This is a genomic window from Micromonospora sp. NPDC005087 (assembly GCF_042872965.1).
Classification (GTDB): Bacteria; Actinomycetota; Actinomycetes; order Mycobacteriales; family Micromonosporaceae; genus Micromonospora.
On the sequence record NZ_JBIALB010000010.1, the window covers coordinates 136617 to 149149 of the forward strand.

The following is a 12533-nucleotide window of genomic DNA, read 5'->3' on the forward strand; positions in this document are numbered from 1 at the left end:
TCACCCCGCGCCGGGCGCCGGGCGACGTGAACCCACACCCCTCGCGAGGGCGTCAACGGCGACGCCCGGATGGAGTCACCGTGTACCAGCATGACCTCGATGTCCTCGACGTGATCCAGCGGCGGGTGCTCTGGCTCGCCACCCGGATCGTGGACGCCGCCAACCACGACCGGGCAACCGGCGACGGGGTGAAGGTCGGCGGGCACCAGGCGTCCAGCGCGTCACTGGTCACCGCGATGACCGCGCTCTGGTTCGCGCACCTGGACGCCGAGGACCGGGTGGCGGTCAAGCCGCACGCCTCCCCGGTGTTCCACGCCATCCAGTACCTGCTGGGCAACCTGGACCGCTCGTACCTGCCGCGGCTGCGGGCCCGTGGCGGCCTCCAGTCGTACCCGTCGCGCACCAAGGACCCCGACGAGGTGGACTTCTCCACCGGCTCGGTCGGCCTCGGCGCGGCGGCGCCGCTCTTCGCCGCCGCCACCCGGCGCTACGTCGACGCGCACTTCGGCGCCCGCCCGCACTCCCGGTTCGTCGCGCTGATCGGTGACGCGGAGCTGGACGAGGGCAACATCTGGGAGGCGGTCGCCGACCCCGCCACCACCGGTCTGGGCAACGTCATGTGGCTGGTCGACTTCAACCGCCAGTCGCTGGACCGGGTGGTGCCCGGCATCCGGATCAACCAGTGGCGCGGCCAGTTCGAGGCTGCCGGTTGGCACGTCGTGGAGGTCAAGTACGGCCGCCGGCTCGCTGAGGCGTACGCCCGGCCGGGCGGCGAGGCGCTGCGCGACTGGATCGACGCGATGCCCAACGAGCAGTACCAGTCGCTGTTCGGGCTGGCCGGCCCGGCACTGCGCAAGCAGTTCCTGGACGGCGCGCCGGCTGAGGTGGGCACCTTCGTGGAGGGCATCGGCGACGAGGAGCTGGGCCCGCTCGTCACCGACCTCGGCGGGCACGACCTGGAGGCGATGCTCGACGCGTACGCCCAGTGTGACGCAGTCACCGACCGGCCCAGCGTCGTCTTCGCGTACACGGTCAAGGGGTGGGGGTTGCCCCTCGCCGGCAACCCGCGCAACCATTCGGCGCTGCTCAGCACCGAGCAGGTCGACGCGTTGCGCGCCGCGCAGGGCCTGACCCGGGAGACCGAGTGGGACCGCATCGACCCGGCGTCACCCGCCGGCATCCGGGCCGGCGCTCGCCGGGAGGCGCTGTCCCGCGCGCCCCGCGAGCGGGCGCTGGGGGTCACCGTTCCGGAGAGCACGGGAGTACGCGCCAACAAGCCGATCTCCACACAGGAGGTCTTCGGCCGGGTGCTGGTGGACCTGGCCCGGGACCGGGAGGTCGGCCGTTACCTGGTGACGACGGCACCGGACGTGGCCACCTCCACCAACCTCGCCGGGTTCATCAACAAGACCGGGGTGTTCGCCCCCACCGAGCAGCGTTCCTGGACCGAGGACCGGATGCTGCGCTGGACCGAGAGCCCCGCAGGGCAGCACATCGAGCTGGGCATCTCGGAGATGAACCTGTTCCTGCTGCTCGGCCAGCTCGGTCTGTCGTGGGACCTGTCCGGGCAGCCGCTGCTGCCGGTGGGCACGGTCTACGACCCGTTCGTGCTGCGCGGCCTGGACGCGTTCCTGTACGGCACCTACTCCGGCTCCCGGTTCGTGGTCGCCGGCACCCCGTCGGGCATCACGCTGGCCCCGGAGGGTGGCGCCCACCAGTCCACCATCACCGCCTCCGTCGGGCTGGAGCTGCCCGGGGTGACCTTCCTGGAGCCGGCGTACGCGACCAGCCTGGACTGGCTGCTCTGCGACGCGCTCGGGCAGATCGCCGGCGGGTCGGCCCCGGCCGCGACCGCCGCGCCGGCCGAGGACGGGGCGTACTACTTCCGGCTGAGCACCCGGCCGCTGGAGCAGGCGCCGTTCGAGGCGGCCCGGGCCCGGCTCGGCGACGCGGTGCTGCGCCGGCAGGTGGTGGCCGGGGCGTACCGGCTGGTCGACGCTCACCAGGCGTACCCGCACCTGGCCGACGCCCCGGTGGTGCAGCTGGCCGCCTCCGGCGCGGTGCTGCCCGAGGTGCTGGCCGCCGCCGCGGAGCTGGCCGAGGAGGGCGTCGCCGCGCACGTGGTGGACGTGACCTCGCTGGATCGGCTCTACCGCGCCTGGCAGCGCACGCTGCGCCAGGGCGTGCGCACGGCGACGGTGCCGAGCGTCCCGGGCGCGCTGCGGTCGGCGTTCGCCGACCGGGTGCCGGTGGTGACCGTGCACGACGCCGCGTCGCACGCGATGGCGTGGCTCGGCTCGGCGCTCGGCGCGCCGGCGGTGCCGCTCGGGGTGGACGAGTTCGGCCAGTCCGGCAGCGTGGCCGAGCTGTACGAGTTGCACGACCTGCTGCCCGGCAGCATCGTCAACGCCGCCCTGGCCGCCATCGCCCTGCGCTGAACCCCGAGGTCACGCTCCGGCCCGTGCTCAGCGGGTCGGGGTGGGGGTGACCGAGGGGGACGGCCCGGCGGTCGGGCCGTCCACCACGTGCCGTTCCAGGTTGACCTGGGCCTGCCCGGTGCCGCCGACGGTGATGTCGTCGTACGCCTGGAGCATCTTCTGCTGATCGAAGTAGAGCACGCTCATCGACAGCGGGGTCGGCTTCTCACCCTCCAGGCCGCGTAGCCCGGCGCCGCCGGTGGAGCCCTCCACCATCAGCGTGGTGGGCTGCTGCCCGGGGGCCTGGGGCAGCTTGGAGACCTGCCGGGCGTGGGTGTGCCCGGCCAGCACCAGCGGGCAGGTGCCGGCGAGCGGACCGGCCGAGGCCGGGTCGTGCACCAGCGCGATGTTCACCGGCCGCGGTGAGCGGCGCACCGTGGTGGCGAGCTGCTCGCCGGCTCCGATCACCTGGTCGGCCACCTGCTGGGTGAGCCCGCTGCCGGCTGGGGAGGTGTTCTTGTCCGGGGTGAAGCGCGGGTCGCCGATGCCGGCGATGGTCAGCCCGGCGACGGTGGTCGTCGTGTTGTTCAGCACGATCGCGTTCGGTTGGCGGGCCACCGCGGCGCCGGTCCGGCCGGAGTCGTGGTTGCCCCGGATGAAGACGTACGGCTTCTTCAGCAGGCCGATCGAGCCGACGAAGGACGCCTCCGGCTCGCTGCCCCAGTCGGTGATGTCCCCGGTGTCGATCACCACGTCGATGTCGAACTGCTCCACCACCGTCCGGATCAGCTGCCAGCCGGTCGGGTTGAGGTGCATGTCGGAGACGTGCAGCACCCGGGTGGTGCCCGGGGCCGGCTCGTACACCGGCAGCGCCGACACCGTGGTGTAGAGCTGGCTGACGTTGCCGACGATGCGTTGCAGCTGCTCGGCGTACTTGGTGTAGTCGTTGGCGATGCGGCGGGCGTCACCGACGATGGCCGGCGCGTTGACCAGCAGCCCCTCGTAGCGCGGCTCCTCGATCGCCTGCGGGCGCAGGGTGGCCGCCGCTGTGCCGAGGCTGCCGGCGGTGACCAGCAGCGCCAGCCCGCCCGCCCAGGCGGTGCGTCGTACGTCGCGGAAGGCCAGCCCGGCCAGGATCAGGGTGACCAGCACCGCCGAGGCGAGGGTCCGCAGGCCGAGTCGCATCACCCCGGACCGGACGTCCTCGACGGCGCTCTGGCTGGCCCGGCTGATGCTCGCCGGGTCGTCGAGCAGCGCCTCGGTGCGCCCCTGGTCCAGTGCGCCCAGTCGCACGGTGAGGTGCGTCGGCCCGTCGTGGCTGTCGAGCAGCAGCGCGCCGAGCGGCGGTACGTCGACGGTGGTGCCGCCCGCGCTGGCGGGGGTGAGGGTGAGGTTGGCCCGGAACGGCCCGATGTCGGTGTCCACCCGACCGCCGGCGAGCACCCCGAGCACCGCTCCGGCCAGGGCCACGGCGAGCACGGCGAGGATGACACCGGTGCGGCGTACGGGGCCGGGCCGGTTGGCCGACCGACCCACCGACCGGCGCGGCGCGGCGTCGGTCACCGGCTCGTCCCGGTCGCCGGTGCCGTCGTGCTGGTCGTCGTGCTGCCCGTCCATGCTGAGAGTCTGACCTGCCCGTCGGAGGATCTTGGCGAACCTGACCGGATGGTGACGCGAATCAGCTGCGGCCGCCGTCGCCGCCGGCGAAGACCACCCGCAGGAGACGGTCGTCGTCGGCCGCCGGGTCGCCCCGCCCGTCGTGGTTGGAGGTGCTCACCCAGAGTGACCCGTCTGGCGCGGCGGCCACCGCTCGCAGCCGGCCGTACCGGTTGGTGAGCAACTCGCTGGGCTGACCGAGCAGCGTGCCGGTGTCGGTCAGCTCCATCACCCAGAGTCGCTTGCCGCGCAGGCAGCCGGTGACCAGTAGTTGGTCGGTGGCGGCCAGACCGGAGCAGGACGCGTCCGAGGTCGCCCACTGGCTGATCGGGTCCGTGTACCGCTTGTCGCCGGCCCGCCCCTCGACCTGCGGCCAGCCGTAGTTGCCACCCTTGGTGATCTGGTTGATCTCGTCCCAGGTGTTCTGGCCGAACTCGACGGCGTACATCCGTTTGGCGGCGTCCCAGGCGAAGCCCTGCACGTTTCGGTGCCCGAGGGACCAGACCGGGGAGCCGGGGTACGGATTGCCCGCGGCGGGCTTGCCGTCCGGGGTGATCCGCAGGATCTTGCCGCCGAGGCTCTTCACGTCCTGCGAATTCGGGCGCTGCCCGGCGTCGCCCGTGCTGACGTAGAGCTGCCCGTCTGGGCCGAAGCCGAGCCCGCCGCCGTTGTGCACGTTGGCCTTCGGGATGCCGGTGAGGATCGAGGTGGGCTGCCCGCCGAGTCGCAACCGGACGACCCGGTTGTCCTGCTCGGCGGTGTAGTAGACGAACACCGTCCGGTCCCGCTCGTAGCCGGGGGAGACGGCGATGCCCAGGAGGCCGCCCTCGCCGGCCGCCGCGACGTCGGTGATGGTCTGCACGACCCGGACCCGCAGCCCGTCCGGCCCGGACTCGGGGCCGACCTGGAGGATCCGGCCGCTGTCCCGCTCGGTGACCAGCGCCCCGCCGTCCGGGAGGAAGGCGATGGCCCAGGGCACCCGCAGCCCCTTGGCGAGCACGGTCGCCACCGCCTGCTGGCCGGCGGCGCCGGGGCTCGCCGACGTCGATGGGGTCGGCAGGTTGGGCGGCTCACCGGCCGGGTCCGGCTCCGGCTCGCCGAAACTGCAACCGGCGGTGAGGAGCAGTGCCGCGCAGGACGCCGCGAGGGCCGCCCGGAAGCGGCGGGTGCGGAAGTACGGGGGACGGACGCTCACCCGGCCCAGGGTAGCCCGAAGGCCGGCCCGGCCGGGCCCGACGGGATCCGACCGGCGGTGCCGTCAGCCCGGGTGGCCCGCTCCGCGTGCCCGTGCGGCCAGCAGCGCGGTGTCGTCCTCACGGTGCCGGATCGAGGTGAGCAGCAGGTCGCACAGGTCGTCGAGGGGCAGCGTGTCGGTGCCGGTCAGCCGGGTCACCAGCTCGGCCAGCCCGTCGTCGATCGGCCGGTCCCGCCGTTCGATCAGCCCGTCGGTGTAGAGCAGGAGGGTGTCGCCGGAGGCCAGGCTGGTCGACCGGCTGGTTCGCCGCGACGGGCGAGCCAGGCCGAGCAGCGGCTCCGGCGGCGCTTCGAGGATCTCCACCGCCCCGCCGGCGCGGACGAGCAGGGCCGGCGGGTGCCCGGCGTTGCACCACGTCATCTCCCGGGTGCCGGAGTGCTCGGGGCAGATCCGGACCAGCGTCGCGGTGGCCGGAATCGGCAGCCGCAGGCCGCGCATCGTGCCGTCCAGGTGGGTCATCAGTTCGCCGACCGTGTCCGGCCGGCCGAACGCGTTGCCGCGCACCAGGTTGCGCAGCTGACCCATCGTCGCCGCCGCCTCGATGTCGTGCCCGGCGACGTCCCCGATCGCGACGATCAGATCCCCGTCGGGCTGGACGAAGGCGTCGTACCAGTCGCCGCCCACCTCCACCCGGTCGGCCGCCGGCTGGTAGCGGGCCGCCAGCTCCAGCTCCGGTACGACCGGCAGCCGCGGCAGCATGCTGTGCTGGAGGACCTCGGCGACGTGCCGCTGTTCGCCGTACATCGAGCTGTTGCCGATCGCCTGCCCGGCCCGGCGGCCGATGTCGACCGCGGTGAGCAGGTCGCGGTCGTCGAACTGCTGGCGTCTGGGGTCGTTGACGAGGGTGATCGCGCCCAGCACGGTTCCGCCGGCGGCCCGCACCGGCACGGTCAGGTAGGAGGCGATGCCCAGGCGGTCGGCGATCGACGCCATCTCCGGGTTCGTGGTCCCCCGCGTCACGTCGGCCAGCGACGCCACGCCACCGAGTCGGGGCTGACCGGTCCGCAGCACCGCCCGGATGATCGACTCCGGGCTCAGCCCGGTACGCAGCAGCGTGGCGAAGCGGTCGATGTCCGCCGCGCGGGCCGGATCGCGGTGCACCGCGACCACCTCGCGGGGCAGGCCGGTCGGCCCGACCAGGGTGAGCAGGCACCAGTCGGCGAGCAGCGGCACCATGGTGGCGGCGAGCCGGCGCAACGCGGTGCCCACGTCCAGCGTGCCGGCCAGCGTCTCGCTCACCCCGGCGAGCAGTTCCAGCCGCTCGTGCGCCTGCACGACCCGCCGGCGGTCCTCCTTCGCGCCGTCCAGGGCGATCCGCAGCCGCAGTTCGGACGAGCAGGCGGCGGCCAGGTCGGCCAGCGTCCGCAGCTGCCCGGCGGTCCACACCCGCGGTTTGCTGTCGATGGCGCAGAGCGAGCCGAGCACCCGGCCGGAGAGGTCGGTCAGCGGCATCCCCGCGTACGCGACCACGCCGAGGTCGTCGATTGCCAGGTTGTCCCGTACCCGGGGGTAGAGCCGGGCGTCCGGCAGCACCATGGGCACCTCGATGTCCACCACGTGCTGGCAGAACGAGTGGCTCAACGGGGTGTGCCGGCGCTCCGCCCACGGATCCGGCAACCCGACCGCGCCCGGGAAGAACTGCCGGTCGGCGGTGACCAGGGAGACCAGCGCGACCGGGACGTCCAACAGGTCGCTGACCAGCCGGGCGAACCGTTCGAACGCCTCGTCCGGGGTGGCGCTCAGCCCGGTGTCGGCGAGCGCTCGCAACCGTGCCGGGTCGCTGAGCGCCGCGGGTGGGGCGATCACGCGCCGGGGGCGGGCGGGGGAGCCGTCGGTCATCGCGAACCTGTCTGCCGGGGTGGAGGCCGAACTGGGCTCCGAGCCTTCGTTATACCTCGCGCGCGCCCGGGTCTAACATCGCTGTGCCGAGGCTCGCTAACCCCCCGGCGCCACCCCCCCCGTTTGCCGCCGTGCCCGCACCCGCCGCCGCGGCGGCGGCTATCGTCGGCGGACGTGAAGGTATGGATCCCGCACCAGGTCGGCCTGAACCTCATCGGCGAGCTGCCCCCGGACGTGACGGTGGAGGTCGTCGAGCACGCCGACCGGCTGCCCTCGGCGGTGGCCGACGTGCGGTTCTGGGTGCCGCCGTTCCTGGCCGGTTCGGACGCGACGGCTCTGCTGCACGAGCTGCCCGATCTGGCGGCCGTGCAGCTGCTCTCCGCCGGGGCGGACGCCTGGGTCGGCCGGATGCCGCCCGGCGTCACGCTGTGCGACGCCCGGGGCGTGCACGACCCGTCCACCGCCGAGTGGGTCGTCACCGCGATCCTGGCCCAGTTGCGGGCGTTCCCGGTCTTCGTCCGGGCGCAGGCCGACCGGCGGTGGGCGTTCCAGGAGGCCGCCCCGACCGACGAGCTGACCGGCAAGCGGGTGCTCATCGTCGGGGCCGGGTCGATCGGCACCGCGGTACGGGACCGGCTCGCCCCGTTCCAGGTGAGCTTCACCCTGGTCGCGCGGACCGCGCGGCCCGGGCAGGGGGTGCACGGCGTCGACGAGCTGCCCGGGCTGCTGCCCGAGGCCGACGTGGTGGTGGTGCTGGTGCCGCTCACCGACCAGACCCGCGGCCTTATCGACAAGGAGTTTCTCGCCGCGATGCCGGACGGGGCGCTGCTGGTCAACGCGGCCCGGGGGCCGGTGGCCCGTACCGACGCGCTCGTCGCCGAGCTGGGCACCGGCCGGATCTCGGCGGCGCTGGACGTCAGCGACCCGGAACCGCTGCCCGCCGACTCTCCGCTCTGGACGATGCCGAACGTGCTGCTCACCCCGCACGTGGCCGGGTCGGTGCGGGGGCTGCTGCCGCGGGCCTACCGGCTGGTCGGCGATCAGGTGCGGCGGTTCGCCGCCGGCCAGCCGCTGATCAACACGGTGGTCGACGGGTACTGACGGGGGGTCTCAGCCGGCCGCGTCGGGCAGAGGCTGGCCGGTGGCGGCGACCAGGCGGGGCAGGTCCGCGCCGCGTACCGCCGGCAGGACGACCTGCTGGCCGTCGTCGAGCCGGGCGACCGCCCGCCCGCGCGGGTCGGTGGCCAGCTCGACGACCCGGTCCCAGCCGATCCGGCGCTGCCCGGCCAGCGCCCGCAGGCGCAGCTCCCGGGCGTCGGCGTCGGTGCCGGCCCGCCAGGCCCACACCGCGACGGCGAGCGGGACGAGCAGCACCGGCAGCAGGTACGCCCGGGCGTTGGCCAGCGGCAGTGCGCCGATGAAGGCGATGACCGAGGCCACCAGGATGGCTTGGTTGTACCGGAAGCGGACGGTGTCGGGCGTACTCACCCTCTGATGATCCCACCACCGGCCGGTCCGGCTCGCGGCGGGCGGTGCCCGGCCAGCCCGTCAGGCCGTACAGTGACACGGGTCACTGGCTCCTTCGGGTGATCGACCCGTAACCGATCTGGCCGTCGTTCGTTCTCGATTGTTGGGCAGCGGACCCGCAACGTCCGGTCGCCCACACCGCCGCACCGCCCCCGTGCCCCCTCACGAAGGCGACCGCCGTGCTCCTCGCGTACCCGTTCCGCCTCCTCGTCCCCCGCCGGGCGGCGCCGGAGGCCGCCGTCTCCGCGGCGGTGGCGCTGCTCGTCCTCGCCGGTGCCGCTGACCTGGTCCCGACCTCGGTGGTGATCGCGCTGGCCGGTGGCGCGGGTGCCACGCTCGCCGGGGTGCGGCTCTCCCGGCTGGCGACCCGCCGCCCCGCCGACGCGTCGCCCACCCCGGCGTCGCCCACCGAGGCGTCGCCCACCGAGCTGTCGCCCACCGAGCTGTCGCCCGCCGACCCGTCGACCGCCGAACCTTGGCGCGCCGACCCACCGCTTGGCGGGCCGACCGCAGCCCATCCGGCTGCCGGGATGCCCACGCCGGGCGTGGGGGCGTCCGGCGGGGTGCCGGCGGCACGTGCGGCCGGGCGAGCCGCCCGGCGGCGTGCGGCCCGGCGTGCGGTGGGCGTACTGCTCGACGCGGCGGTGGTGGCGGCCGGGCTCACCGCCGCCGTGCTGCCGCTGGCCGCCACCGGGCACCGGACCGCCACGCTGACCGGATTGCTGGTCTCGGCCGTCCTGTCCACGGCCGGACTGCGTCGGCTCCCCGGCCGGGCGCGGCCACCGGCCCGGGTCCGGCTGCGTCACCTGATCGAGGCGACCGGCCCGGCGGTGGGGCTGGCCCTCGCCGCCTGGCTGTTGCTGCCCCGCGACATCCTGCCGCTGCCCGGCCGGCTCGTCGCCGCCCTGGGGCTCGGCGGGCTGGGCATGGCCGCGCTCAGTGCGTTCACCGGCCCGCATCGGCGCTCGGGCGCCGCCATCTGCCGGGGTGGCGTTCTGCTCACCCTGGCCGGGCTGGCGCTGCTGGCGACCCTGCCGCCCGCGCCGGCCGGTCGGGCGGCACTGCTGGCCGTACCGCCACTGGTGCTCGGAATGCTGCTCACCGCGCTTGGCGCGGGCGACGCGACGGATGCGGGCGGTGTGCGGCCGGCGGCGGGTGAGCACGTGTCCGCCTGGCCCCGGTCGGTGCTCCCGGCGGCGTTGCTGCTGCTGGCGGCGGGTCTGCACCTGGGCGCCGGCCGTTCACCGGACCGGATGAGCGTGCTGCTGGCCGTGGCCGCGGTGCCGCCACTGGTGCTGCGTGAGCTGCTGCGCTCCGGTGACGCGGCCACCCCCGACCGCCGTGCCGCACACCGCCGGCGTGCCGGCCGCGCCGTCCGGCACCGCCGCGCGACCCGCTGGCTCGGCGGGCCGGACGACGGGCCGGCCACCTCGAACGGCGCCGGCTCGACCTGGCCGCCCGACGGCGAGGTGTCGTGGTCGGCGCTCAGCCCCCGGTCCGTGTCGGCTGGCGACGGTCCCGGCGACCGGGCGGCCCTGCTGGATGCCCTCGCCTCGATCGGCGACGTGCCGGCGCCGGCCGGCGCGCTGCTGCTGGTCGACCTGCACGGCGCGGACGGGATCGGCCCGGCGGCCAGGGAGGACCTGCTGGCCGAGGCGGTCCGCCGGGCCCGCGCGGTCGTCGCCCCCGGTGACCTGGTCGCCGGCTGCGCGGGTGCCGGCTTCGCGGTGGTCACCGCCGCCGGCCCGGTTGTGGCGTACGCGTTGGGCACCCGACTGCTGACCGCGCTCACCCCGCCCTACCGGCTGGCCGGGACGGTGCTGCGGGTGCAGGCGAGCATCGGGCTGGCCGAGGTGAGCGGCGCCGGGCCGGCGGACGTGCTCCGCCAGGCCGAGCTGGCCCGGCGGCGGGCCGTGCAGCTGGGCCGGGACCGGGTCGAGTGGTACGACGCGTTCCTCGAGGAGCAGCTCGTCCGCCGGCTCGACTTGGAACGTGAGCTGCCGGGTGCGGTGGCGCGCGGCGAGCTGGATCTGGTCTACCAGCCGGTGCTCGACCTGGCCAGCCGGCAGCCGGTGGGTGCCGAGGCGCTGCTGCGCTGGCGCAGCCCGGCGCTCGGCACGGTGCTCCCGGCCGAGCTGCTGCCGGTCGCGGAGGACCTGGACCTGGTCGGCGAGCTGGAGTGGTGGGTGCTGGACCGGGCCTGCCGCCAGTTGGCCGACTGGTCGGCGGGCACCCGCGAGCTGTGGATGGCGGTCAACGTCACCACCCGGGAGTTGACCACACCCGACTTCGTGCAGCGTGCCGCGGCCGTACTGGCCGCGTACGGGGTGTCGCCGGAGCGGCTGGTGGTGGAGGTGGCCGAGCCGAGGGTCGCCGCCGACCTGCCGACCGTGGTGGCCCGGCTGGCCGGCCTGCGGTCGCTGGGCGTGCGCACCGCGCTGGACGACTTCCGGGCCGAACACGCCTCGCTGGCTCAGTTGCGCCGGCTGCCGATCGACCTGCTCAAGGTGGGCCCGGAGCTGGTGGGCGCCCGACCGGACGGGCAGCCGCCGCTGATCGACGTGGTGGTCAACGTCGGCGAGCGGCTGGGGGTCGAGATCGTCGCCGAGGAGTTGGAGTCAACGGGCCAGGTCGAGGGGGCGCACCGGGCCGGCTGCCGGTACGGGCAGGGCTTCGCGCTGGCCCGCCCGGCGACGGCGGAGCGGGTCGAGGCGTACTTCGAGGAGTTTCCCGCGGCGTCCCGCTGACGACTCCCTGGGGTGAACCGGTTCACCTGTGGCGGGGCGGTGCGGTGCTGCCGCGCGGGGTGAGGTGCGGCGTCTCGTCCTGGACCCGGGCGGCGGGCTCTCCGGCGATGACGGCGAGAAGTTGCCGGGCGGCGTGCGCGCCGTACGCCGGGATGTCGCGGCCCAACGCGGTTAGTGACGGGTGCACCAGCCGGCAGAGCGGGGAGTCGTCCCAGGCCACGATGGACAGATCGCCCGGCACGGTGAGCCCCATCTCCTGGGCCACGGAGAGCCCGGCGATGGCCATCACGTCGTTGTCGTAGATGACCGCGGTGGGCCGTTGTGCGGAGCTGAGCAGGCGGCGGGTGGCTCGGCCGCCCTCCTCGCCGGTGTAGTCGGACCAGACGGTGGCCGCGTCGAACAGGCCGAGTCGCCGGCACACCGCCGCGAAGGCCTCGGTGCGGATCTCGGTGTGCCGCAGGTCGGGCAGGCCGCCGACCCGGGCGATGCGCCGATGCCCGAGCGCGACCAGGTACTCCACCGCCTCGGTCAGTGCGGCCGCGTCGTCGGACCAGACGCTGGCCAGGTCGCCGGTGCCGCCCGGCCCGCCGATCACCACCGCGGGTAGCTGGAGCTGTTCGAGAGCGGGGATGCGGTGGTCGTCGGTGCGTAGGTCGCAGACGAGTACGCCGTCCACCCGGCGTTCGCCCCACCAGCGTCGGTAGACCGCGATCTCGGCGTCCTGGTCGGCCACCACCTGCAGGGTCAGCGCGTACGAGCGGGCGGAGAGTTCGGCCTCGACGCCGCTGATCAACTCCATGAAGAAGGGCTCGATGCCCAGTATCCGGGCCGGCCGGCACAGGGCCAGGCCGACCGCCTCGGCGGTGGCGCCGGAGAGCGCCCGGGCGGCGCTGCTCGGGCTGAACCCGATCTCGGTGGCGATGGCCAGGATGCGCTGCCGGGTGGCCTCGGAGACGCCGGGCTGCCCGTTCAGCGCGTACGACACGGCGCCCTTGGACACCCCGGCGCGTCGGGCGACGTCGGCGATGGTCGGCCGCTTCACCGGCGTGCTCCTTTGCTCTCCGCCCCCACGGGCCGGGTCTTCTGGCCTGC

General features: G+C 74.9%; 8 protein-coding genes. 3 read left to right on the top strand and 5 right to left on the bottom strand.

Annotated features, from left to right (window positions below; translation table 11 throughout):
- Window positions 1-80 precede the first annotated feature (80 nt).
- Window positions 81-2438, top strand: a complete 2358-nt coding sequence (locus tag ACFYPS_RS23120; RefSeq protein ID WP_387326937.1) for a pyruvate dehydrogenase — start codon at window positions 81-83, stop codon at window positions 2436-2438.
- A gap of 27 nt (window positions 2439-2465) precedes the next feature.
- Here the strand turns inward: ACFYPS_RS23120 and ACFYPS_RS23125 are convergent, their stop codons facing one another.
- The 3 genes from ACFYPS_RS23125 to ACFYPS_RS23135 form a co-directional block, all read right to left on the bottom strand.
- Window positions 2466-4034: a metallophosphoesterase gene (locus ACFYPS_RS23125; protein WP_354967009.1), complete on the bottom strand. Its 1569-nt coding sequence runs from the start codon at window positions 4032-4034 to the stop codon at window positions 2466-2468.
- Window positions 4035-4095: 61 nt separating this feature from the next.
- Entirely contained in the window at window positions 4096-5268 is a 1173-nt protein-coding gene (locus ACFYPS_RS23130; protein WP_354967008.1) for a PQQ-dependent sugar dehydrogenase, read from the bottom strand.
- Window positions 5269-5331: 63 nt separating this feature from the next.
- A complete protein-coding gene (locus tag ACFYPS_RS23135; protein ID WP_354967007.1) occupies window positions 5332-7167 on the bottom strand; it encodes a SpoIIE family protein phosphatase in 1836 nt (611 codons plus the stop codon).
- A 174-nt stretch (window positions 7168-7341) separates the two neighbouring features.
- On the opposite strand from ACFYPS_RS23135, the gene ACFYPS_RS23140 reads away from it, so the two are divergent.
- On the top strand, window positions 7342-8268 hold the full coding sequence (locus tag ACFYPS_RS23140) for a 2-hydroxyacid dehydrogenase (protein WP_387326942.1): 927 nt from the start codon (window positions 7342-7344) through the stop codon (window positions 8266-8268).
- Between the two features lie 9 nt (window positions 8269-8277).
- On the opposite strand, the gene ACFYPS_RS23145 is transcribed toward ACFYPS_RS23140, so the two are convergent.
- Window positions 8278-8655: a PH domain-containing protein gene (locus ACFYPS_RS23145; RefSeq protein WP_354967005.1), complete on the bottom strand. Its 378-nt coding sequence runs from the start codon at window positions 8653-8655 to the stop codon at window positions 8278-8280.
- A 218-nt stretch (window positions 8656-8873) separates the two neighbouring features.
- Here ACFYPS_RS23145 and ACFYPS_RS23150 point away from each other — a divergent pair, with 218 nt between their 5' ends.
- A complete protein-coding gene (locus ACFYPS_RS23150; RefSeq protein ID WP_354967004.1) occupies window positions 8874-11441 on the top strand; it encodes an EAL domain-containing protein in 2568 nt (855 codons plus the stop codon).
- 22 nt (window positions 11442-11463) lie between these two features.
- On the opposite strand, the gene ACFYPS_RS23155 is transcribed toward ACFYPS_RS23150, so the two are convergent.
- On the bottom strand, window positions 11464-12483 hold the full coding sequence (locus ACFYPS_RS23155) for a LacI family DNA-binding transcriptional regulator (RefSeq protein ID WP_354967003.1): 1020 nt from the start codon (window positions 12481-12483) through the stop codon (window positions 11464-11466).
- Window positions 12484-12533: the final 50 nt, after the last annotated feature.